Raw genomic sequence first — 21,614 nt, 5'->3', positions numbered from 1 at the left:
GGCTATCGGTTGGGTTCGGCCTTCCTCTGGCGACTGAACTTCATGAGTGCAACTGAATCCCGCGATGCGCCGTTGGCGATCCCGGCGCTGGTGGCCAGCCATGCCGGGGTGTGGATTGCCGCGCCGGATGGCAGCGTGCGCGGGGTGGGGCGCGGCGAGGCGATGGCCCGCGCCGGGGACAGCCCGCACCTGCTGCTGAATGCGCCCGTCACGGCGAGCCGGCTGGGCATTGGCGAATTGTCGGGCCTTGATCTGCTGGAGTTGTTCGCTTTTCTGTATCCGGCGCGCTTTGCCGTGCCGACGGCGCATGGGCTGGCGGCGGCGTTGGGGATCGCGCCGCCCAAGGGCGAGAGTGATGCCGGCTTCCTGCAACGGGCGGCCGGGGCGTTGCTGGCGGTGGCGGCACAGCCCGATTGGCCAGAACGGCATGGCGCGTGGACGTCATTGCAAAGCCTTGGCCGCCAACGCTGGGCCTGGGCGCCGCATCTGGCAAAGTTGATCGAAAAGCCGCGCGCGCCCGAACGCCACGTGTTCCAGTTGCTGCCCAAGTGGGAGGAAGCGCCGCCGCGCCCCACGCCGCGTGTGGTGGCGCTGGAGGATGGTGCGGTGGCGGCGGAACTGGCGCGGCTGGTGGGCAGTGGCGCCGAACAGCGCGATGGCCAGCGCGATTATGCGCGGGCCGCCGCCGCCGCCTTCGCCCCGCGCGATGCCAGCGGTGCGCCGCAGATGATGCTGGCCGAAGCCGGGACGGGCATTGGCAAGACGTTGGGCTACCTGGCGCCGGCCAGCCTTTGGGCGCGCGAGGCGCAAGGGACGGTGTGGGTGGCGACCTTCACCAAGGCGCTGCAACGCCAATTGGATGCCGAAACCGCGCGGGTGTGGCCCGATCCGGCCGAACGCCGTGCCAAGGTGGTGGTGCGCAAGGGCCGGGAGAATTATCTCTGCCTGCTCAACCTAGAAGACGCGGTGCAGGGCGGTTTCGGCGGGCGCGCGGCGGTGTTTGCGCGGCTGGCCGAACGTTGGGCCGAATACACGCGCGATGGCGACATGGTAGGGGGCGATCTGCCCGGCTGGTTGCCGCCGCTGTTTGGCCGCACCAGCTTTGCCGGGCTGACCGATCGCCGCGGCGAGTGCATTTATGCGGCCTGCCCGCATTATCGCAGCTGCTTCATCGAACGCGCGACACGGGCCAGCGCTCAGGCCGATCTGGTGATCGCCAACCACGCGCTGGTGATGATCAACGCGGCGCGCGGCCGGGCCGAAGGCAGCGGCCTCACCCGGCTGGTGTTCGACGAAGGCCATCACCTGTTCGACGCCGCCGATGCAACGTTCGCGGTGGCGCTGACCGGCCGCGAGGCGGTGGAGTTGAAGAACTGGCTGCTCGGCCCGGAACGCGCGGCCGGGCGCGGCCGGCGGCGCGGGCTCGCGGCGCGGCTGGCCGATGCGATCAGCTATGATGATGAGGCAGCGCAGGCGGTGGAACGTATTGCGGCGGCGGCGCGGCACTTGCCCGGCGAAGGCTGGCTGGGGCGGGTGGGCACGGATGAAGCCGAAGGGCCATTGGAAGGCCTGTTCGCTGCCGTGCGCGGCCAAGTGCTGGCGCGCGCCGAGGAGGCTGATCACGGCTATGGCCTCGAAACCGAAGTCGCCGAAGTCCTGCCCCGGCTGGTGGAGGCCGCCGCCGCCGCTACTGCAGCGCTGGGCGCGATGGTGACGCCGATGGCGCAGCTGGAAGGCCGGCTGGCGCTGCTGCTGGAGGATCCGCCCGATTGGCTGGATGGCGGGGCGCGAGCGCGAGTGGAAGGCGCGCGCGCCGGCTTGACGTTGCGGGCGCAGTTGCTGGGCGCGTGGCAGCAACTGCTGGCGCGCCTTGGAGGCCCGGCCGATCCGGATTTCATCGATTGGCTGGACCTGGCGCGCGCCGAAGGGCGGCTGCTTGATGTCGGTATCCAGCGGCGCTGGCTTGATCCGATGCGGCCATTCGCCGGTGCGGTGCTGGAGCCGGCGCATGGCGTGCTGGTGACGTCGGCCACGCTGCGGTCGCGGCCCGATGCGTTGGCCGATGATTGGCGGGATGCCGAACTGCGTACCGGCGCGGCGCGGCTGCCGCGCCCGGCCAAGCATTTCGCGGCATCGAGCCCGTTTGATTACAGCGCCCAGGCGCGCGTGCTGATCGTGACCGACGTGAAACCGCGCGATATCGCCGGGCTGGCCCATGCCTATCGCACGCTGATCGAGGCGGCGGGCGGCGGCACGCTGGGCTTGTTCACGGCCATCGCGCGCTTGCGGGCGGTGCATGCGCGGCTGGCGGATCCGTTGGCGCGCGCTGGCCTGCCGCTTTATGCCCAGCATGTTGATCCCATCGATACGGCAACGCTGGTCGATATCTTCCGGGCCGAGCCGGGGGCGAGTCTGCTCGGCACGGATGCGCTGCGCGATGGGGTGGATGTGCCGGGCACGTCCTTGCGGCAGGTGATCATGGAAGGCGTGCCGTGGCCGCGCCGCACGGTTCTCCACGCAGCAAGGCGGCTCGCGGGCGGGGGCAATAGCTTTGATGATCGGGTGGTGATGGGCCGGCTGGCGCAGGCGTTCGGCCGGCTGATCCGGCGCGCCGATGATCATGGCCATTTCGTGCTGCTGGGGCCGGCGGTGCCGTCGCGGCTGCTCGGCGCCTTCCCGCCCGGTGTGCCGATCGAGCGCGTATCGCTGGAGGAGGCGGTGCGATTGGTGAAGGCCGGCGTTTCGGCCTCTGGAATCGTCGCCGGTGATGTGCCAAGCCTTGGCCACACATGAAGACGCTCACGCTCTTGCGCCACGCCAAGTCCGGCTATGACGATCCCCTGCTGCGGGATTTCGATCGGCCGCTGAACGATCGCGGCCGGCGCGCGGCGATGAAGGTGGGGCAGTGGCTGGGCGCTGCGATACGGCGCGGCGACATGCCGGATTTCGCGCTGGTCTTTGCCTCGCCCGCCGTGCGTGTGCGCCAGACCATCGAAGGCCTGGAAGCCGGCATGAACCGGCCGCTGGCGCCGGTGTATGAACAGCGCATCTATCTGTCCTCATCCGCCACGCTGATCGAACTCTGCGCCGGTTTTTCCGACGAGTTTTCCGATGCCATGCTGGTCGGCCACAATCCGGGGCTGGAAGATCTGCTGCTGGAACTGGTGCCGCCGGGCGGGAAACTGCGGGCCGAGGCGGAGCTGAAATATCCGACCGCCACGCTGGCCCGGCTCGATATCGCCATCGATCGTTGGGCGCAGATCGATGGCGGCCGGGCGGAGCTGACCAAGTTCGTGCGGCCGCGTGATCTCGATCCGAGCCTGGGCCCGGACGATTAGAGTTTCAGCACCCGCCCCAGCCGCCCGCGCACGGCCCACATGATCGCAGCGCCCGTCAGCGGGAAGGCGGCGTGGAGCAGCCAGAAGGCGCTGATGTCCATCGTCTCGTAAAAGCGCCCCAACCAGCCCGATATGGTGCTGCCAAGAAACACCGCGAACTGCACCGCGCCCAGCATCACGCCGGTGATGGCCATCGGGGCGGCGCGGGAAAACAGCGCGTTCACCGTTGGGACGAGGTAGAGCCAGCCGACATTCAGCACCAGGTGGAAAGCGACGACCCACAAGATGGGCGTCTTTTCGGCACCGCTGCCCGCCGCCAGCCAGACAAAGGCGCTTCCCATCAGCGCCATGCCGATGCCGATCTTGCCCAGTTCTTTCGGCTCCTTGCCGCGTGCTGCCTGCCAGCGCCACAGCGCCAGCGCCGGCGGCACGGCGAGGATGGGGGCCAGGCTGTCAAACGCCTGCAGCCAGGTAACGGGGACGTCAAAGCCCAGCACCATGCGATCCAGATGATCGCGGCCCCACAGAGAATAAACGTTCCACACTTGGCTTTGCGCCAGCCAGAACAGGCTGGTGAGCAGCATGACGCCGATCAGCGCTGCGATCGTTTTGCCGTCGCCCGGTTGCAGCCGGGCGCTGCGGCGGGTTTCGGGTGGGGTATCGGCCGGCATCAGGCCGTTGCCCACCAGCAGCGTGATCGCGGCCAGCGCCATGCAGCCGGAGGCCGCGGCAAAGCCCCATTGCCAGTTTACCCGTTCGCCCAGCGCGCCGATGAGCAGCGGGCCGAGGAAGGCGCCGGTGTTGAGGCCGGCGGCAAGAATGGAGAAGGCCGCATCGCGGCGAGCATCGTCGCGGGCATAGAGATGACCGGTCTGTGCGTTCAGGTTGCAGCGCAACGCGCCCGCGCCGAATGCGCAGACCAGCAGGCCGGGCAGGAATGTTGCCGGGATCACCACCATCACCATGCCGGTCGTGGCCAGCACCGCACCCAGGATGCAGGTGAGGCGCGGGCCCCAGAGGCGATCGCCCAACCAGCCGCCCAAAAGCGGGGTGAGGAAGAACAGGCCAAGATAAAGCCCCATCGTCTGGGTGGCGAGCGCCTGCAGACTCATCGGGCCGAACAGGCTTTCCAGCAGGCCGCGCCACGCATCGAAGCCGCCAACACTGGCCAGCTGATCGGGCGTGAACAGGAAATTTGCCATGTAGAGGATCAGCAGCGCCTGCACGCCATAGACGCCGGCCGCCTGCAGCGCTTCCGCCACGGTGACGATTGTCAGGCCCACCGGATGGCCTGCGAAAGTGCGCGTTTCCCCCATGGCCGGCACCGTGGACGGTGGCCGCGTCACCCGCAAGGGGTGATTAGCGGGGTGTGTCCTCTGCAGCGCGCCGCCGCTCGCGTGCTGCACGCTTGGCGTCGCGCTCGGCCTGCTCATCCGCCTTGCGGGCGGCGCGGCCGCGCTTGATGTCGGCCTCTTCCTGGCTTTCAGTGGCGGTGTCGTAGATGATTTCGCCGGCCTTGATCGGCGCGGTGATGATGGTCTTGGCGGCGCTCATCAGGCACCCGGCGAGCAGCAGCGGCAGGGGAAGCAGAAGCAACGGGCGCAACAACATGGTTACCTCATAACAGCAGTTTGCTGACGCTTTGATGAAGCGGCCTCAGGCAATTGCGGTTGCCGGCAGCGCCAACAGCTTCGGAATCGCCGCCTTGAACGGAAAGAAGCCCTTTTTCGCGTGCGGCCAGGCCACATCATCCCACGCCCGCCGCAACCGCACCAGCTGCACGCCGTCGGCGGCCAGCGCGGGGGCCAGCACGTCGAGCCGGTCCTTAACCGGGCCTACGGGCGAATCGGCCGTGATGATCTGCGTCAGCCGGTGGCGGGCGGCCCAATCGCGCATGGCGTCCACGCCGAAGGTGGCGTCCACCCGTTCCGGTTCCAGCCCCAGCCGCGTGGCGGCGCGTTCAAGCCCGTCGGCCAGCATCGCCATGGCCACCTGGTGTTTCAGCGGCGCCGGGGTGCCGCCGATATCAGCTGTGGCAGCCAGCGCCACGATGGCACCGGGCAGGGCCAGCGTTTCAAGGCTGGTGTCTTCCGTGGTGACGAACAGACCGGTGCGGGCGGCGGGATCGGCCTGGATCACCGGTGCGGGCGGGATCGGTGGCGGGATGATGTCCGCTGGCCACGGCGCGGCCTCGCGGGCCAAAGGCGCATCCACGGCAAAGCGTCCGCCCGACAGATCGCGGATCAGATCGGCGCGGGCCAGATAAGTCTTCCCCGCCGTCTGCAGGCCCACCACCCAGCGCCAGCCAAGCGTGTTGCTGGCCGGGCAAGCATCGAGGAGGTGCTTGTAGAAGAAGGCTGCGCCCAGCTGCCAGGGCAGGCGCAAAGTGAAGCACCAGATGCTGGCAAAGCTCATCCGCACATGGTTGTGCAGCCAGCCGGTTTCGATCAGTTCGTGCACCCAGGTATCGAAACAGTCGATGCCGGTGTTGCCGGTGAGTGCCAGTTCGTACCGGCGCTGCCACTTGCCGTCCTCGGCCAGCATCGCCTCCATGCGCACCACATCGGCCTGCCATCGTGTCCAGATTTCCGGGCGCTGCTGCAGCCAGCCGACCCAGTAAGTGCGCCAGCACACTTCCTGCACGAATTTTTCGGCGCCGGTGAAACCATGAGCAGCGATGGCGGCGGCGGCGACTTCGGCTTCGCTCACCAGCCGGCGGCGGATGGCGGGGGACAGCAGCGACGTGGTCGCGTTGCCCTCTGGCCCGCTGTCATGATTGCGCCGCGCGGCATAGGCGCGGCCGGCCATTGGCAGGAAACCGTGCAGTCGGACAAGGGCGGCGTCGCGGGTAAGGGGAAAGCGCATAGCGGCGGCATAGCGGTTTCACCGCCCATCTGCGCGACGCTGCGATGCCGCAGGCCTCAGACGGTAAAGCTTTCCCCGCAGCCGCAGCTGCCCTTGGCGTTGGGGTTATTGAACACGAAGCCGGCGGTGAAATCATCCTCGCGCCAGTCCATCGTGCTGCCAATCAGGTACATCAGGCTGCCACCATCGACGAACAACGTGCCGCCAGGCGTGTCGATGCGCTCGTCTGCCGGCTTGGCGGCGGTGACGTAGGCCAGATCGTAGGCGAGGCCGGAACAGCCGCGGCGCGGGGTAGAGAGGCGCACACCAACGGCATCGGCGGGAGCGGCGGCGAGGATCGCGGCGATGCGGTTCGATGCGCCTTCCGTCACGATCAACGGCGCGGGGCGCGGGCGGCGCAGCGTGGTGGTTTCCATCACAACATTCCCATCTCGAGCTTGGCTTCGTCGGTCATCTTGCCGGGGTCCCACGACGGCTCCCACACCAGATTGACGTCGCAGCTTTGCACGCCCGGCACGGCGCACACGCGGATTTCGACTTCGCCGGGCATGGATTCAGCCACCGGGCAGGTTGGCGTGGTCAGCGTCATCGTCACCACGGCGTGGCCGTTATCGACCTCGACGCCATAGATCAGGCCAAGATCGTAGATGTTCACCGGGATTTCCGGATCGTGGATCTGGCGCAGGGCGGCAACAATTTCATCCACCAGGTCGCTGCTCGCGTCGGCAGGGGCCGGCTCGGGCTTCTGTTTCAGGAAGCCATCGAGATAATCCGGTGTGTGGCCACTCGATTCCGCTTCCTGCATGGCGCGGATGGGCGGCGCCTTGGCCACCGGCTTGGCTTCGCCCACTTCTTCGACTTCGAAAGCGCGTTCGCTCATCACTTCACCCCAAAAATACGGGAAACACGGGAAAGGCCATCCACCAGCCGTTCGACATCGCGCGGGCTGGAATAGAGGCCGAAACTGGCACGGGCGGTGGCCGGCACGCCGAGCAGGTTCATCAGCGGCTGGGCGCAATGATGCCCGGCGCGGATGGCCACACCCGCTTCATCCAATATGGTGCCGATGTCGTGCGGATGCACCCCCTGCAGGGTGAAACTGAGGATGCCGGCGGAATCTTCTGGGCCCCACAGGCGGATGCTGTTGAGGCCGGAGAGGGCTTCGCGGGCTTGTGCAACCAGCGCGGCTTCGTGGGCGTGGATGCGGTCGAGCCCGATGCTTTCCACATAATCGATGGCGGCGGCGAGGCCGATCACGCCTTCAATATGCGGCGTGCCGGCCTCGAAACGGCCGGGCGGCGGGGCATAGGTGGTCTTCTCGAACGTCACCGTTTCGATCATGGCGCCCCCGCCCTGCCACGGCGGCATGGAGCCCAGAATCTCGGCCCGCGCCCACAGCACGCCGATGCCGGTCGGGCCATACAGCTTATGGCCCGACAGCACATAGAAATCGCAATCGAGCGCCGCCATGTCGAGCGCGAGGCGCGGTGCGGCCTGGCAGCCATCGACCATCAGCAGTGCACCGGCTGCATGGGCGGCATCGGCGATACGGCGCACATCGCCGACGCCGCCGAGCACGTTGGAGACATGCGCGATGCTGACCAGCTTGGTTTCCGGGCGGATCAGGGCGATTAGCGCAGCTTCGTCGATGCGGCCATCGTCGGTGAGCGGGGCGACATCGAGCACGGCGCCGCTGCGTTCGCACAGCATCTGCCACGGCACGATATTGCTGTGATGTTCCAGCGCCGAAATCAGGATGCGGTCACCGGCCTTCAGGCGCTGGCCCCAGCTTTGCGCGACCAGGTTGATGCCTTCAGTGGCGCCGCGCACGAATACGACTTCATCCGGAGAGCCTGCGCCGATGAAGCGGGCGACGGTGGCGCGGGCCTCCTCAAACCGCAGCGTCATCGTGGCGGAGCGTTCGTACACACCGCGATGCACAGTGGCATAATCCGGGCCATAGACACGGGCGATGGCGTCGATCACCGCTTGCGGCTTCTGCGAGGTCGCCGCCGTGTCGAGATAGGCCCAATCGCCGGCCAAACCGGGGAAATCCCCCTTCAGATCGAGCAAGGCAGGCGCAGTCGCCACGGTCACGCTGCCGTCTCCAGCAGGGCGGTGATTTCGGCGTCAAGCGCTTCGGTGGTCGCTTCGTCCAGGCCTTCCAGCGCGTCTGACAGGAAGGCGCGGGTGAGCAGGGCGCGGGCCGGGGCCGGCGGCACGCCGCGGCTGGTCATGTAGAACAGCGCGTTGTTGTCGATCTCGCCGATGGCAGCGCCGTGGGCGCATTTCACATCGTCGGCGAAGATTTCCAGTTCCGGCTTGGCGTTGGCCGTTGCGCCGCGGTTGAGCAGGATCGCCTTGAACGACTGGCTGGCGTCGGTCTTCTGGCCTTCGCGCGCCACGGCGACCTGGCCCAGATAACTGGTCGTCGCCGTGCCGCCGGCCACAGCGCGCACGATCTGGCGGCTGGTGGCATTTGGACCAACATGGCGGACGGTGGTGACCAGTTCGATGGTTTGCGCGCCGTTGCCGATGAGGATCGCGCCCAACTGGAAATCAGCGCCGTCGTGCAGCGTCACATCAAGCGCGATACGGCCATAGGTGCGGCCCGAATCGAGGATGGTGATCCGACAGGCCCCGCCCGCGCCGATATTGATGGCGAGGTGGCGGATGCCTTCTTCCGTGGCCCGGATGATGTCGGCATGCGCCTCGCCGGCCGGCACGACGACCGGCTCGACCGCGACCGGCCAGTGGCGGGCGACGGCGGCGAGGTCGCTGTAGCGCCAGGCTTCGTCTTTCCGGGTGGGAAGCGTGCTCATGCTGCGATGGCGGAATAGCCTTCCGCCTCCAGCTTGTGGGCCAGTTCCGCGCCGCCCGAATGGACGATGCGGCCATCCATCAGCACGTGGATATGATCGGGCACGACATAATCGAGCAGGCGCTGATAATGGGTGATCAGCAGCGTGGCGCGCTCCGGCCCGCGCATGCTGTTGATGCCATCGGACACCACGCGCAGGGCGTCGATGTCGAGGCCGGAGTCCGTCTCGTCGAGCACGGCGAGGAACGGCTGCAGCACGTGCATCTGGACCATCTCGTTGCGCTTCTTCTCGCCGCCCGAAAAACCCTGGTTCACGGCGCGCTTCATCATGTCGAAGGGCAGGCCGAGCTTTTCGGCGGCGGCCTTGGCCAGCTTCATGAATTCGGCGCCCGACGCTTCCGGCTCACCGCGCAGCGTGCGCTGGGCGTTGAGTGCGGTGCGCAGGAACAGCAGGTTCGACACGCCGGGGATTTCCACGGGATATTGCAGGCCCAGGAACAAGCCGGCAGCGGCGCGTTCGTGCGGGGCCTTGGCCAGCAGGTCCTCGCCGCGGAAGGTGACGGAACCGCCGGTCACTTCATAGCCGGCGCGGCCGGCCAGCACATAGGACAGGGTCGATTTGCCGGCGCCGTTCGGCCCCATGATGGCGTGCACCTCACCGGCATTCACGGTCAGTGTCAGGCCCTTCAGGATGGTTTTGCCATCAATTTCGGCGGTGAGATTGTCGATGACGAGCATGGTGTTCCTAGCGGGTTTCATTCTGGCGCTTAACGATGGCGACCACCGCGTTTTCGCGCAGTTCTTTTTCGATGACGCCCACGCTGGCTTCGGCAACAGCCTCGGCCTGGTTGGCTGTGTGGTTCGGGTGGCCAAGGCGATCGAAGGAGGCGACCTTGAGCCTGAGTGCGCCACGCAGCGGGCGGCAGGCCTTCACCGCCTCGATGGCGATGCTGCCGGCCGGATCGTTCGACACATCGGCGGCGGCGACCTTCTCATCGACGCACTTGCCATAATCGGCAGTCAATTTGTCGAGCTCGGTGCGCAGCTGCTGGCCCTTGGGATCGGCACGCGGCGGTGCGGCATCGCAGGCGGCCAGCGATAGCAACAGCAAGGCTGGTACCAGCCTCATCCGACCGAGCCCTCAAGACTGATGCCGAGCAATTTCTGCGCTTCGACCGCGAATTCCATCGGCAGTTGCTGCAACACCTCGCGGCAGAAGCCGTTGACGATCAGGCTGACGGCGGCTTCCGCATCCAGCCCGCGCGATTGGGCATAGAAAAGCTGATCATCGCTGATCTTGGACGTGGTGGCTTCATGCTCGATGGTGGCGCTGGGGTTGCGCACTTCGATGTAGGGCACGGTGTGGGCGCCGCACTGGCTGCCCAGCAGCAAGCTGTCGCACTGGGTGTGGTTGCGCGCGCCTTCCGCCGTTGCTGCCACCCGCACAAGGCCGCGATAGGTACCGCTCGACCGGCCGGCGCTGATGCCCTTCGACACGATGGTGGACGTGGTGTTCTTGCCCAGATGGATCATCTTGGTGCCGGTATCGGCCTGCTGGCGATTGTTGGTGACGGCAACCGAATAGAATTCACCCACGCTGCCATCGCCCGACAGCACGCAGCTCGGATATTTCCAGGTGATGGCGCTGCCGGTTTCGACCTGCGTCCAGCTCACCTTGCTGTTGCGCCCCAGGCAGTTGGCCCGCTTGGTGACGAAATTGTAGATGCCGCCCTTGCCCTCGGCGTCGCCGGGATACCAGTTCTGCACGGTCGAATATTTGATCTCGGCATCATCGAGCGCGACCAGTTCCACCACGGCGGCGTGCAGCTGGTTTTCATCGCGCATCGGGGCGGTGCAGCCTTCCAGATAGGAGACGTAAGAGCCCTTGTCGGCGATGATCAGCGTGCGTTCGAACTGGCCGGTGTTGGCGGCGTTGATGCGGAAATAGGTGCTCAGCTCCATCGGGCAGCGCACGCCCGGCGGGATGTAGACGAAGGTGCCATCGGAAAAGACGGCGCAGTTCAGGCAGGCAAAATAATTGTCGGTGACCGGCACGACGCTGCCCAGCCACTTTTTCACCAGATCAGGATATTCCTTCACCGCCTCGCTGATCGAGCGGAAGATGACGCCGGCCTTTTCCAGTTCGGCACGGAAAGTGGTGGCGACCGAGACGCTGTCGAACACGGCATCGACGGCGATGCGCCGCGAGCCTTCGACGCCGGCCAGCATCTTCTGCTCCTCGATCGGGATGCCAAGCTTTTCATAAGTGCGGCGGATTTCAGGATCGAGTTCATCGAGCGAGGCCAACGTCGGCTTGGCCTTGGGCGCGGCGTAATAATAGGCGTCCTGGTAATCGATCGGCGCGATATCGAGCTTGGCCCAATCCGGGCTCTCCATCGCTTCCCACTTGGCAAACGCCTTCAGCCGCCATTCCAGCAGCCATTCCGGCTCGCCCTTCTTGGCGGAGATGTAGCGGACGGTATCGGTGGTCAGCCCCTTGGGCGCCATTTCCGATTCAACGTCGGTGGAAAAGCCCCATTTGTAGGTGGCCAGATCGGCAACCGCCGCCCGCGCTTCCGCATCCTGGATGGGGGCATCCTGAACAGGTTCATTGTCCACGGCAGTGGCAGACACGTCTTCAGACATCACTCGTCTCTTTCAGTCAGTCAGCCAGCGCCGGGGCGGGCGCCGCCAATGGTGCCGCCGCTGCCGCCGGCCGCACCAGATCGGCCAGTGTCACGGCGGCGAGCGCGCCGCGCACGGCCTGGTTGATCGGGGCCCAATGGCCCCGGATCGCGCAATGGCCTTCCATCGCGCAGTCATTCACATCGTTGCCGGCACAGCTGGTCAGCGCGATCGGGCCGTCCACCGCTTCCACCACTTCCGCCACGCTGATACTTGCCGGATCGCGGGCAAGGGTGAAGCCGCCGGCCACACCGCGCGATGCGGTGAGCAGCCCGCCGCGGGCCAGCGTGCCCATCAGCTTGGCCACGGTCGGCGCCGGGATCATCGTCAATTCCGCCACCCGCGCCGCCGACAATTTCACCCCCGGCTCACGCGCGGCAGCGGCCATCACGACGACGGCATAATCGGCAAGGTTAGTGAGACGAATCAAGCGTCGGTTCCCAGCGGTGCCCGCAAAGTGGACAAATCTGGTCTACTTATGCGGTTCGGGCCGGCTGGTGTCAAGTTTTGCGCCGCTTTGGGCCCGGCGTCACGCTCAGGCGATGCGCACCAGGCTGGGCAGGCCAGGCAGGTGCCGGCGCTGGGTCATAGTGGCGCGGGTGAGCGGGGCGAGCTGGGCCTGAAAGCGCGCCGGGGTGATGCCGGTGAAGGCCTGGAATTCGCGAATGAAATGCGCCTGATCGTAAAAGGCATCGCCCGCCGCGTCCGACCAGTTTTGGGCGTCGCCCATTCCCAGTCGCACCGCAGCGCCAAGCGCCCGATATTTGCGCGCCAACAGCTTGGGCGATGCGCCATAGAGCCGGTGGGTGAGCCGTTCGACCGATCGTGACGACATGCCCGACGCCGCCACCAGCGCATCCACCTGCGGATTGGGGCTGGAGGTGAGCCATTCATCGGCCAGCCGGGTAAACCAGCAGGCGGCATGGCGGTTGGCAATCAGCCGCGCCTGCAGGAAATCGGTGACGATCTTGCAGCGACTGGCATTGGTGGATGCGCTGGCCAGCGCGTCCATCAGGCTTGTTACCAGCGCCGGCGGCAACACGCTGCCCAGATCAGTGGCATTATCGGCGAGTTCGTTGGCCGAAATGCCGATCAGTTCGGCCCAGCCCAGAGGCAGCAGGCCAACGCCGAACAGGCGCAGCCGCGTGTCGGCCGTGTATTGGGTTGGGGCGGTGGTCGGGCCCTGCAGGATGGCCCCGCTGCCTTCCCAGTGCTGGCCCGATTTATAGTTGTTGCGGGCGACGCCATCGATCAGCAGCCGGATCTGGCCCAGTTCGGCGCGCATCAGATCGGCAAAGCCCGGCGCCGCCGTTTCGAACCAATAGAGCGATGAGACGTGCAACCGCAACGCCGCCGGCGGCTCGAAATACTGGATGGAAATCATGGCCTGCCCTCCCCGGCTGGTCATGCCCTGTCCGCTGCTGCCACAGCATTCATTGCAACCCTGTTATACTGGACGATAACAGAAAGAACCATTTTGGCAACGCGCCGCAAAAAAGCGGCCCGGACAGCAAAGCCATCCGGGCCGTTGAAGTGCGGGAATTCCGACAAAGGCCGGATTTCCACGGGTCGCAGATTGTTCATAGGATCCGTTGCTGGAAACCGATTGTAGAATTCCGACAATAGCGACCCGGCCCGTGCACTTGCGTCAGAGGGCAGGCACCGCCCAGGCCAGGCGCGCCGGTCCGCGGCCGGGCTGGCGATCAACCTGCACGCCGCGTGCGGCCAGCGTGGCCGCCAGCGCATCGGCGTCGCCGCTGGCCACCACGGCCAGATCAAGCCGCTCGGCGGCCCAGGCCACGGTTTCGGGATCGGCCGGATCGGGTGGCAGCGGCGGCGGCACCAGCAACACCCGCCAACCGGGCGCGGTGGCGGCCACCCGGCGTTCGAGCATGCGGAAACTCGACAGCCCGGCGCCCGGCAGCGACGCTGCCACCACGCGGGCCAGTTTGGCCTCTCGGTCAATCAGGATGGATTCGGCGGGCACGCCTGCCACCAGCGCCAGCCGTTGCGCCAGTTCGGCCCCGGGCCGGGCGGTGGGGCGGGGTTCGGCGGGCGTTTCGATCCCGCCCAGCGGCACTTGTTCCAGTGTCAGCGTGACCTCGCGACCGAGCGCGCCGGACAGGCGGGCTTCCAACGCTGATTCGACGCCGCGGCGCGGACGGGCGGTGAACACCAGCGCATTCACGCTGATTGGTGTGCTGTCCAGCACCAGCTCCACCTCTCCCAGCCGGCTGGGGCGCGGGAATTCGGCCATCAATGTTTCGCGCACCCGGCGTTGGGCCAGGCTTTCCCAGCCGATCTGGCGCAGCGCCAGCCCGAGCGGCACTGCCAGCGCCACCAGCGTGACCAGGATCAACGCGCCCTGCACGGCGCCCTGCCGCGGCGACAGGCTGGCACCAAAGCCATAGAGGCGCGCCATCGCCGCGCAGGCCAGCGCGATCGCCATCAGGTTGGTAAAGAACAGAAAAGCCGCGCCGCCGGCCACATCGGCGTTGGCCGTGGCGATCCCAAAGCCCACCGTGGCCAGTGGCGGCATCACGGCAGTGGCGATGGCCACGCCCACGATCGCGCCCTGCCGGCTGCGCAGCGTGGCAAAGGTGCCGGCCAGGCCCGACAGCAGCGCCACCACAAGATCGAACAGATTGGGCCGGGTGCGGGCCGCAATCTCGTCGGTCACGGTTTGCAGTGGCGAGAAGATCACCAGCAGCGCGGCAAAGCCCACCGCCACCGCCACGCCCAAAGCCAGCGCCACCAGCGCCCGCCGCATCGCCACCAGATCCCACACGGCCAGGCCAAAACCCAGCCCGACGATCGGCCCCATCAACGGGGACAGCAGCATCGCGCCGATCACCACGGCTGGGGACGACAGCAACAGCCCCAGCATGGCGATGCCGGCGGCGATCACCACCATGAACAGATAGCGCCCGGTCCAGCGCGCATCCTCCTCCACGCCGGCCAGTATTTCGGCATGATCGATGCCCTGGCGCAGCTGCGCCAGCCACTGGCGGGGCGAAAGGGAAAGCGGTTCAGCGGTCATGTCGATTGCGTAACCCCCTTGCGCGACGTGGCAAAGCCCCTATGCGCAGCCACCATGGGCAGCACCGACAATTCAGCGCAAGCCGGCGCGCGCTGGGCCTTTCCGGCCATGATTACCGGATCGGCCTGCCTCGCCTTTGGCCCGTGGCTTGTGCGGCTGGCCGATGTCGGCCCGCTGGCTTCGGCCTTCTGGCGGCAGGCGTTGGCGGTGCCGTTTCTGTTTGCGCTGGCCCTGGTGGCGGGGCGGCGGCAAGGGCATGCGCCTTTTGCCGGCAGCACTGTGGGGCTGGTTGGGCTGGCGGCGCTGGCCGGCTTCGCCTTTGCGGCTGATCTGTCCGTTTGGCACCTCGGCATCATGCGCACCACGCTGGCCAATTCGACGCTGCTGGCCAATGCCGCCACCTTCCTGCTGCCGCTTTATGGCCTTGTTGTGTTGGGGCAGCGGCTTACGCGTCCCCAATGGTGGGCGCTCGCTGCTGCGGCGGCGGGCGTGGCGTTGTTGCTGGGCCGCAGCGCGGAAGTTTCGGCGCGGCATTTTGCGGGCGACCTGCTCTGCCTGGCGGCGGCGGTATTCTACACCATCTATCTTATCGCCATCGAGAAAGTGCGTGGCACCCTTGATGCCATGCCGGCACTGGTGCTGGCGACTCTGGCTTCGGCCCTTGCACTCGCTCCGTTGGCGGCGAGTGGCGCCTTCTGGCCGCAGGATTGGACCCCGGTGCTGGGCCTTGCCATTGGCAGCCAGGTGGTGGGCCAGGGTCTGATCGTCTATGCCGTGCGCCACCTGTCGCCATTGGTGGTGGGCCTCACCCTTCTGGTGCAGCCGGCGATCAGCGCCATCATCGGTGCCCTGCGCTTTGGCGAAGTGCCCGGCCCGCTGGAACTGGTGGGCGCCGGGTTGGTGGTGGCGGCGCTGCTGATCGCCCGCCTGCCGTCCCGCGCCTAGAATTTCGGCTGCGCTGTCCAGCCCGGTTTCTGCCAGCGGTTGGCCACGGTCAGCCCCACGCGCCACGCGGCCTCGGCTTCCTGTGCGGCAGCTTCGAAGGTGAAGCTGCTGCGGACTTCATCACACGGCTGGTGATAGCAGCGCTGGTTGTAATCATCGATCAGCGCCTGCCCGGCCGTCACGCCGCCCATCACCAGATCGCGCCCGGCGCGGAAGGCCAGCGCCGGCACGCCGCGCTGCGCAAAGGGAAAGTGATCTGACCGGAAATACCAGCCGGCTTCCGGATTGGGTTCGGGCACCACCACTAGGCCCATGGCTTTCGCCGCATCGCCCAGATCACCTTCCAGTGTGGTACGGCCGCCGCCGATCAGTTCCAGGCTGCGGGTGCGCGGCAATTGCACGTGCGGATCAAGATTGATCACCGCCACGGTGGTGGCCAGCGGAAACAGCGGGTTGGCCGCATAATGTTCGGCGCCGAGCAGGCCCTTTTCCTCCGCCGTCCACGCTGCAAACACCAAAGTGCGTGCAGGACGCGGGCCGGCGGCAAAGGCGCGGGCGACCTCGATCAGTTCGGCAGTGCCGGTGGCATTGTCGATGGCGCCATTGCGGATGGCGTCGCCCTTGGCATCGGCCACACCCTGCCCGTTGGCATCCCAGTGCGCGCCGAACAGCACGGTTTCGCTGGCCTGGGTCGTGCCGGGCAGCTTGCCCACGACGTTGTAACTGGTGAACGGCGTCGCGGTCAGCCGGCCGCTCGCGCTGGCGGTGGCGGGCAGCGCCAGGGCGCGGAAATCAGCTTTGCGAGCGGCGGCCTTGGCGCGGGCCAGATCCAGGCCCGCGGCGGCCAGCAACCGCTGGCCCAGCCCGCCTTCGATCCAGCTGGCAAAGCGGAAAGCGCCGCCAAATGTCGTCGCGCCCGGCACCATCTGCGCTACGCGTTCGGTGCCGACCAGCTGCGCCAGCGGATAGGAGGCGGCGAAATCCTCGTGCAGCACGATGGCACCCACGGCACCGGCCTTGGCGGCCGCCGCCATCTTGACGCCCACGCGTCCGGCATAGGTGAGGCGGCGGCCCTCGAAGCCCAGATCGGCCCCAGCCTCGCCATCGGGGTCACCGGCCAGCAGCAGAACCACCTTCCCTGCCACATCGACGCCGGCATAGGGATCATGCCCGCCTGCCACCACCCCAAAGCCGGCAAACACCATTGGCGCGGCGCTGATCGCCATGTCGCCGGGCAGGCGCAGCGCCAGCGTGGCGTTTTCGCCCAGCCGCACCGGCAGCGCCGTGCCGTTCATCTGCACCGACAGTGCGACTCCCGGCGTGCGGTCCAGACGGATCAGCGGTACAGGCTGCAGCCAGCTGCCATTCGGCCCGGCCGGCTCCAGCCCGGCGGCCTGAAAGCGCGCGGCAAGCAAGGCCAGCGTTTGTGCCTCACCCACTTCGCCTGGCCCCCGCCCGCCAAAGGCATCTGATGCGAGGGCTTTCACGTCGTCGCCGATCCGGGCGGCGGTGAAACGGAACGGCTCGGCCGCAACCGGCGAGGTGACGAGCAGGGCGGAGAGAAGAAGAGTGCGCATGCTGGTCACCTTGGCTGTTTGCCCGCGTGCTCGCAAGCTCTGGCGGGTTGGCGCGGCTGCGGCTATGTTCATGGCTCGTTCCTGTTTCTGCTGGAAGCCCGTCAGAGGATCTGCACTTGACCGAAATCCTGATCGCCCTTGTCGCGTTGTTGTTTGGCGCCGCCCTTGGCTGGCTTGTGGCCGCGCGGCAGTTGGCGGCCCTGCGTGCCGAAGCGGCGCTGCACCGGGAAACCATTGGCCGTTCGGCCGTCGAGATCGAAATGCAGCAGAAACGGCTGGCGGCGTTGGAAGGTGCCGAGCAGGCGCGCGAAACCTTGGCCAACGAGCTTGCTGCGATCAAGGCCAGCCAGAGCGAGCGTGACCGTGCCCACGCGTCCGAACTGGCGCGACTGCAGGAAACGTTCGGGGCGTTGGCCGGCAAAGCGCTGGAAGCGGCGCAGACCAAGCTGGCGGAAAGCGCCGAGCAACTGATGGCCAGGCACCGCGAAGCGGCCGGGGCCGGCCTGGAAGCCAATCGCAACCAATTGGCCGAACTGATCGCGCCAGTGAAGGACACGCTGGTCAAATATGAAAGCCGGCTGGGCGAAGTGGAAGCAGCGCGCAACGAAGCCTATGGCAACCTGAAGGCGCAGCTGGCCAATGTCGTGCTGGGACAGGAACGGGTGAGCGGCGCGGCGGCCAAGCTGGAAACCGCGCTGCGGTCGTCCGGCAAGGTGGCCGGGCGCTGGGGCGAGGAACAGTGCCGCAATGTGCTGGAAGCCGCCGGCCTGGTGGAAGGCATTGATTTCGAAACGCAATGGTCGGTCGATGGCGAGGATGGCAAGCAGCAGCGCCCGGATTTCAAGATCAACCTGCCGGGCGGGCGTGTGCTGGTGATCGACGTGAAATGTTCGATCGACGCCTATGTGAGTGCGGCCGAATGCGATGATATTGCCGCGCGGCAGACCTATCTGGCCGCGCACGCCCGCGCCGTGCGAACCCATGCGGATGGTCTGGCCAAGAAGGACTATGCCAAGGCGGTTGGCGGTGCGGTGGAATTTGTCGTGCTGTTCGTGCCCGGCGAGAATTTCCTGGGGGCTGCGCTGGAACAGGATCGCGGGCTGATGAATGACTTCTTCAAGCGCCAGGTCGTGTTGGCCGGCCCGGTCAATCTGGTTGCCGTGGCGCGCACGGTGGGAGCGCTGCGCGATCAGGCGCGGCTGGCCAAGGAAGCCGCCGAAATCGCCAAGCTGGGCCGCGACCTTTATGATTCGCTGCGCATCATGGGGGGCAATTTCGCCGCCGTGCAGAAGTCGCTGGAAGGCGCGGTGGGCAATTGGAACAAGCTGGTGGGCCAGGCAGATTCGCGCGTGATGGCGCGGGCCCGGCGCTTCAAGGACATGGGGGCGGCCACCGGGCTGGATGATCTGACCGAGCTGGTTCCTGTGGCCCAGGTGCCGATGCTGCCAACATCGGGAGAACTTGCGACCGGAATGCTGCTGCCGCCCGCCGCCGAATGATCAGTCGAACACGCCAAGCACGATCAGGATCAGGAAATAGAGGCTGAGTGTGAAGGCCGCGGCGATCGACATATAGATGGTGCGCCAGCCGGCGCCAAACACGCCAAGGCCATAGGCACCGCGCAGCGCGACGAACATGTGCAGCGAGGGCGCCAGCAGCAGCGGGACCCAGAAGGCTTCAGTCACGATGTCAGCTGTCAACGCCAGGCTGCCGGCAATGAACAGCAGGCTCATGAAGCTTATCGAATAGAGAGCGAAAATGGCATGATCATACAGGCCAACACCGCGTTTCCACAGGAAGACCAGCCACAGCCACGGCAGCGACATCGGCACCAGCAGGAAGCTGAGTTTATAGGCCTTGGTCTGCAATTTGTAGAGCACCAACCGCGGATTCTTCAGGGCCTCGCTGCCCTTGGCGTCCAGCGCCTTGATGCCCGTATTGACCTTCAGCTTGCCTGACCGGGCGGCGACTTCAATCTCGTCGGCGATCTTGTCGGTGATGCTGACATTGGCGCCCGGTACGCCAACGGTTGTCACCAGGCGGCGACCGGCCTCGAGCTCAGCCAGTTTTGCCGTGTCACCCTTGGCCTTGGCTTCAACAATGCCGGCATCGATATCGGCCAGCGCCTTGACAATGCCGGCCTGGTCGCTGGCAACGGCAGCCTTGCCGGCATCCTGATTGCCCACGCCCACCGTATCGTTGATGCTGACGAACGACAGCACAAAGAACATCAGGAAGATGACCATCAGGAACAGCGGTACCGGCGTGACATAGCGGGCGCGGTGGCCGTCGATATAGCTGCGGATCAGCTTGCCCGGCCGGAACAGCAGCATCGGCAACGTGGTCCAGGCCTTGCCGTCGAAATGCGTGATGCCGTGCAGGAATTCGTGGAACACGTCGCCCACGCTGCGGTGCAAATGGGCGCGCTGGCCGCACTGGCCGCAGAACGGCCCGATGAGCGCCGCGCCGCAATTGGTACAGGCACCGCCGTGCGCGCCGCCGCTGCCCGCCGGCTGATCCAGCGCATTGGCAGCGAGGCCTGCCGTGACCAGGGCACCGGCCGCTTCGATCTGGTCAGACATCAAGCCCCCCGGTGCCTTTGAACAGGGCAATGTTTGGCGTGAAATCCACAGCAAAGGCAAGTGGACAAGCCGCCACCACATTGCTTCGCCTGTGCCCCGGCGCTAGGGTTCGCAGCAAGATAGGGAGATAATGATGGCGGGCGTGAACAAGGTGATCCTGGTCGGACGGCTGGGCAAGGATCCGGAATCGAAGACCTTTGCCAATGGCGGCACCGTGGTGCAGTTCACCATGGCCACGTCGGAAAACTGGCGCGACAAGGCCACCGGCGAGCGCAAGGAAAAGACCGAGTGGCACAACATCGTCATTCGCAACGAGAATATCGGCCGGGTTGCCACGCAATATCTGCGCAAGGGCAGCGAGGTTTACATCGAAGGCTCGATCGCCACGCGCAAATGGCAGGATCAGAACGGCGCTGACCGTTACACCACCGAAATCGTGATTGGCCCGTTCAAGGGTGAACTGACGCTGATCGGCGGTCGTGAAGGCGGTGGTGGCGGCGGCATGGGCGGCGGCGGCGGTCGTGGTGCCGATGATTTCGGCGGTGGCGGCGGTTATGGCGGCGCGCCGGCCGGCGGCGGCTTTGGTGGTGCCCCGGCGGGTGGCGGCAAGCGCCCAGGCGCGTTTGACGACGATCTCGACGACGATGTTCCGTTCTGATCGGGCCGTTCTGAGGTTCAGCTCTTCTTCAGCACCGCAAATGGGCTGCGCAGGGCCACCGCTTCGTCTTCGCTGATCACGCCAGGCACGCTGACCGGCAAGCGCGGATAGGGATCAAGGCCGAGCGCAAGGGCCTGGGCGGCAATCTCGCCCAGATCGACGATGTCACCGTCCAATGGTTCAACCTCGAGATCGGCGCTCGAAAGCTCGATCTCGCCGCCCCCAGGCGTGGCCTCAGTCAGCAGCAGCGCAATGCGTTCCTTCACCAGGAACGGTACTGGTTCGCCGCTGGCCACGCACGGCTGGTTGCCGGCGCCGTTTACTTCGCCTGTGATGCGGATGCCGCGCGACTCGCGCTTCACCTCCAGCGCCGCCGTCAGCCGATCAAGGCTGAGCAGGATGAAGCGCGTGGCCAGCGCGGCGCGTTCGCCGGCATCGGCTTCCAGCATATGCTGCTTGGGGCTGCCGATTTCGTGGGCGCGCACGATGTGACTGAATTCAGGGGCGGCGTTGCTCACGCGTTTGGCTCCAGCTGGCCGGCGGCCAGCCGGTCATAGGGGGTGGCAGACAAGCGGCTCCACAGGCGCAACGCCGCCGCGGCCACGAAAGCGACGGCGGCATCGGCCACCGGTTCGCCGCGATAGAGGTTGCGGCGCAGGGCCTGGCCCATGGCTTCGGCATCGCCGCGCGCGTCGCGATAGGCGCCGATCCGGCCACCCAAGGCTGCCATCATGCGGCCCATATGCTTGGGGATCACCTGATCGCCGATACCGTCCTGGCGCAGATTGCCTTCCATGTCGGTGAGGAAATGATCAGCCAGATCGGCGGACAGCTGCGCCGCCGGGTGCTGGGCATCGCCAACGGCGACCTCTTCCAGCCGCAGCAGCAGCAACGACAGCACCAGCACCACCATGTCGAAGCGGCCATCCAGCGTATCGGGTACTTCGCCTTCAACATAATAGGCCGGCTGCCGCGCTTCGGCCACCACGGCGGCATACAGTGGTTCCACCGCCGACGGCGATGCGCCGCCAACAAGACGTTTCAGGCTATCGAGCAATCCCATGTCGTGAGGCGCTAGCATAATCACGCCGGCTGACATAATG

The 21,614-nt window shown here is 66.6% G+C and carries 23 protein-coding genes; 5 read left to right on the top strand and 18 right to left on the bottom strand.

The annotated features are described in order from the left end of the window. Positions 1–42 precede the first annotated feature (42 nt). Entirely contained in the window at positions 43–2,793 is a 2,751-nt protein-coding gene (locus RT662_RS01840) for an ATP-dependent DNA helicase (RefSeq protein WP_313668685.1), read from the top strand. Further along, complete coding sequence (locus tag RT662_RS01835) at positions 2,790–3,338, top strand: SixA phosphatase family protein (protein WP_022679574.1); 549 nt, start codon at positions 2,790–2,792, stop codon at positions 3,336–3,338. Before RT662_RS01840 ends, RT662_RS01835 begins: the two co-directional genes overlap by 4 nt. Here RT662_RS01835 and RT662_RS01830 read toward each other — a convergent pair. The 14 genes from RT662_RS01830 to RT662_RS01765 form a co-directional block, all read right to left on the bottom strand. Further along, positions 3,335–4,684 (bottom strand): MFS transporter, encoded by a 1,350-nt coding sequence (locus RT662_RS01830; RefSeq protein WP_313668667.1) that lies wholly within the window; start codon positions 4,682–4,684, stop codon positions 3,335–3,337. The two genes, RT662_RS01835 and RT662_RS01830, sit on opposite strands and share 4 nt — an antisense overlap. Positions 4,685–4,697: 13 nt before the next feature. Next, positions 4,698–4,949, bottom strand: a complete 252-nt coding sequence (locus RT662_RS01825) for a hypothetical protein (protein ID WP_313668665.1) — start codon at positions 4,947–4,949, stop codon at positions 4,698–4,700. A gap of 45 nt (positions 4,950–4,994) precedes the next feature. After that, positions 4,995–6,203, bottom strand: coding sequence for an FAD-binding domain-containing protein (locus RT662_RS01820; RefSeq protein WP_313668664.1), 1,209 nt, complete (start codon positions 6,201–6,203; stop codon positions 4,995–4,997). Between the two features lie 56 nt (positions 6,204–6,259). Continuing rightward, entirely contained in the window at positions 6,260–6,619 is a 360-nt protein-coding gene (locus RT662_RS01815) for an iron-sulfur cluster assembly accessory protein (protein WP_273461182.1), read from the bottom strand. Further along, the gene (locus tag RT662_RS01810; protein WP_409530126.1) at positions 6,619–7,086 is read right to left on the bottom strand and encodes a DUF59 domain-containing protein; all 468 of its coding nucleotides are present in this window, start codon (positions 7,084–7,086) and stop codon (positions 6,619–6,621) included. The genes RT662_RS01815 and RT662_RS01810 overlap by 1 nt, the downstream gene beginning before the upstream one ends. After that, positions 7,083–8,300 carry a cysteine desulfurase gene (locus tag RT662_RS01805; RefSeq protein WP_313668661.1) on the bottom strand — a complete coding sequence of 406 codons (1,218 nt, stop codon included), beginning with the start codon at positions 8,298–8,300 and terminating at the stop codon, positions 7,083–7,085. Before RT662_RS01805 ends, RT662_RS01810 begins: the two co-directional genes overlap by 4 nt. Then, entirely contained in the window at positions 8,297–9,025 is a 729-nt protein-coding gene (locus RT662_RS01800) for a SufD family Fe-S cluster assembly protein (protein ID WP_313668659.1), read from the bottom strand. Before RT662_RS01800 ends, RT662_RS01805 begins: the two co-directional genes overlap by 4 nt. Continuing rightward, positions 9,022–9,762 (bottom strand): Fe-S cluster assembly ATPase SufC, encoded by a 741-nt coding sequence (gene sufC / locus RT662_RS01795; RefSeq protein WP_313668682.1) that lies wholly within the window; start codon positions 9,760–9,762, stop codon positions 9,022–9,024. Before sufC ends, RT662_RS01800 begins: the two co-directional genes overlap by 4 nt. A gap of 7 nt (positions 9,763–9,769) precedes the next feature. Continuing rightward, complete coding sequence (locus RT662_RS01790; RefSeq protein WP_313668658.1) at positions 9,770–10,153, bottom strand: hypothetical protein; 384 nt, start codon at positions 10,151–10,153, stop codon at positions 9,770–9,772. After that, positions 10,150–11,670, bottom strand: a complete 1,521-nt coding sequence (gene sufB / locus RT662_RS01785; RefSeq protein WP_313668657.1) for a Fe-S cluster assembly protein SufB — start codon at positions 11,668–11,670, stop codon at positions 10,150–10,152. Before sufB ends, RT662_RS01790 begins: the two co-directional genes overlap by 4 nt. A gap of 16 nt (positions 11,671–11,686) precedes the next feature. Continuing rightward, on the bottom strand, positions 11,687–12,139 hold the full coding sequence (locus RT662_RS01780) for an SUF system Fe-S cluster assembly regulator (protein ID WP_313668655.1): 453 nt from the start codon (positions 12,137–12,139) through the stop codon (positions 11,687–11,689). Between the two features lie 105 nt (positions 12,140–12,244). Beyond that, complete coding sequence (locus tag RT662_RS01775) at positions 12,245–13,117, bottom strand: AraC family transcriptional regulator (protein WP_313668653.1); 873 nt, start codon at positions 13,115–13,117, stop codon at positions 12,245–12,247. Beyond that, positions 13,114–13,275: a hypothetical protein gene (locus RT662_RS01770; protein WP_313668652.1), complete on the bottom strand. Its 162-nt coding sequence runs from the start codon at positions 13,273–13,275 to the stop codon at positions 13,114–13,116. Before RT662_RS01770 ends, RT662_RS01775 begins: the two co-directional genes overlap by 4 nt. Positions 13,276–13,357: 82 nt before the next feature. Continuing rightward, positions 13,358–14,749, bottom strand: a complete 1,392-nt coding sequence (locus tag RT662_RS01765; protein ID WP_313668650.1) for a DUF389 domain-containing protein — start codon at positions 14,747–14,749, stop codon at positions 13,358–13,360. A 54-nt stretch (positions 14,750–14,803) separates the two neighbouring features. Here RT662_RS01765 and RT662_RS01760 point away from each other — a divergent pair, with 54 nt between their 5' ends. Then, positions 14,804–15,694 (top strand): DMT family transporter, encoded by an 891-nt coding sequence (locus tag RT662_RS01760; RefSeq protein ID WP_313668648.1) that lies wholly within the window; start codon positions 14,804–14,806, stop codon positions 15,692–15,694. Here RT662_RS01760 and RT662_RS01755 read toward each other — a convergent pair. Beyond that, positions 15,691–17,271, bottom strand: a complete 1,581-nt coding sequence (locus tag RT662_RS01755; protein ID WP_313668646.1) for a M28 family peptidase — start codon at positions 17,269–17,271, stop codon at positions 15,691–15,693. The genes RT662_RS01760 and RT662_RS01755 overlap by 4 nt on opposite strands. Before the next feature lie 116 nt (positions 17,272–17,387). Between RT662_RS01755 and rmuC the strand changes: the two genes are divergently transcribed. Then, entirely contained in the window at positions 17,388–18,770 is a 1,383-nt protein-coding gene (gene rmuC / locus RT662_RS01750; RefSeq protein ID WP_313668644.1) for a DNA recombination protein RmuC, read from the top strand. Here the strand turns inward: rmuC and RT662_RS01745 are convergent, their stop codons facing one another. Beyond that, positions 18,771–19,853, bottom strand: a complete 1,083-nt coding sequence (locus tag RT662_RS01745; protein WP_313668642.1) for a DUF3667 domain-containing protein — start codon at positions 19,851–19,853, stop codon at positions 18,771–18,773. A gap of 130 nt (positions 19,854–19,983) precedes the next feature. Between RT662_RS01745 and ssb the strand changes: the two genes are divergently transcribed. Beyond that, complete coding sequence (ssb, locus tag RT662_RS01740; protein WP_313668640.1) at positions 19,984–20,511, top strand: single-stranded DNA-binding protein; 528 nt, start codon at positions 19,984–19,986, stop codon at positions 20,509–20,511. 17 nt (positions 20,512–20,528) lie between these two features. Here ssb and RT662_RS01735 read toward each other — a convergent pair whose 3' ends face one another. Further along, positions 20,529–21,029 (bottom strand): DUF177 domain-containing protein, encoded by a 501-nt coding sequence (locus tag RT662_RS01735; RefSeq protein WP_313668638.1) that lies wholly within the window; start codon positions 21,027–21,029, stop codon positions 20,529–20,531. After that, positions 21,026–21,574 (bottom strand): ubiquinol-cytochrome C chaperone family protein, encoded by a 549-nt coding sequence (locus RT662_RS01730; RefSeq protein ID WP_313668636.1) that lies wholly within the window; start codon positions 21,572–21,574, stop codon positions 21,026–21,028. Before RT662_RS01730 ends, RT662_RS01735 begins: the two co-directional genes overlap by 4 nt. Between the last annotated feature and the right edge of the window lie 40 nt (positions 21,575–21,614).

It is taken from the genome of Sandarakinorhabdus sp. (assembly GCF_032115815.1).
In the GTDB taxonomy this organism is placed as follows: Bacteria; Pseudomonadota; Alphaproteobacteria; order Sphingomonadales; family Sphingomonadaceae; genus Sandarakinorhabdus.
This window is presented reverse-complemented; position numbering and strand designations above follow the sequence as displayed.

Bases quoted from the DNA above. Each gene is read 5' to 3' on its own strand.
- RT662_RS01820 (WP_313668664.1), bottom strand. From the start codon at position 6,203: ATGCGCTTTCCCCTTACCCGCGACGCCGCCCTTGTCCGACTGCACGGT.
- RT662_RS01825 (WP_313668665.1), bottom strand. From the start codon at position 4,949: ATGTTGTTGCGCCCGTTGCTTCTGCTTCCCCTGCCGCTGCTGCTCGCC.
- RT662_RS01840 (WP_313668685.1), top strand. From the start codon at position 43: ATGAGTGCAACTGAATCCCGCGATGCGCCGTTGGCGATCCCGGCGCTG.
- RT662_RS01835 (WP_022679574.1), top strand. From the start codon at position 2,790: ATGAAGACGCTCACGCTCTTGCGCCACGCCAAGTCCGGCTATGACGAT.
- ssb (WP_313668640.1), top strand. From the start codon at position 19,984: ATGATGGCGGGCGTGAACAAGGTGATCCTGGTCGGACGGCTGGGCAAG.
- RT662_RS01730 (WP_313668636.1), bottom strand. From the start codon at position 21,574: ATGGGATTGCTCGATAGCCTGAAACGTCTTGTTGGCGGCGCATCGCCG.
- RT662_RS01790 (WP_313668658.1), bottom strand. From the start codon at position 10,153: ATGAGGCTGGTACCAGCCTTGCTGTTGCTATCGCTGGCCGCCTGCGAT.
- RT662_RS01800 (WP_313668659.1), bottom strand. From the start codon at position 9,025: ATGAGCACGCTTCCCACCCGGAAAGACGAAGCCTGGCGCTACAGCGAC.
- RT662_RS01745 (WP_313668642.1), bottom strand. From the start codon at position 19,853: ATGTCTGACCAGATCGAAGCGGCCGGTGCCCTGGTCACGGCAGGCCTC.
- RT662_RS01755 (WP_313668646.1), bottom strand. From the start codon at position 17,271: ATGCGCACTCTTCTTCTCTCCGCCCTGCTCGTCACCTCGCCGGTTGCG.
- RT662_RS01775 (WP_313668653.1), bottom strand. From the start codon at position 13,117: ATGACCAGCCGGGGAGGGCAGGCCATGATTTCCATCCAGTATTTCGAG.
- RT662_RS01765 (WP_313668650.1), bottom strand. From the start codon at position 14,749: ATGACCGCTGAACCGCTTTCCCTTTCGCCCCGCCAGTGGCTGGCGCAG.
- RT662_RS01760 (WP_313668648.1), top strand. From the start codon at position 14,804: ATGGGCAGCACCGACAATTCAGCGCAAGCCGGCGCGCGCTGGGCCTTT.
- sufC (WP_313668682.1), bottom strand. From the start codon at position 9,762: ATGCTCGTCATCGACAATCTCACCGCCGAAATTGATGGCAAAACCATC.
- sufB (WP_313668657.1), bottom strand. From the start codon at position 11,670: ATGTCTGAAGACGTGTCTGCCACTGCCGTGGACAATGAACCTGTTCAG.
- RT662_RS01815 (WP_273461182.1), bottom strand. From the start codon at position 6,619: ATGGAAACCACCACGCTGCGCCGCCCGCGCCCCGCGCCGTTGATCGTG.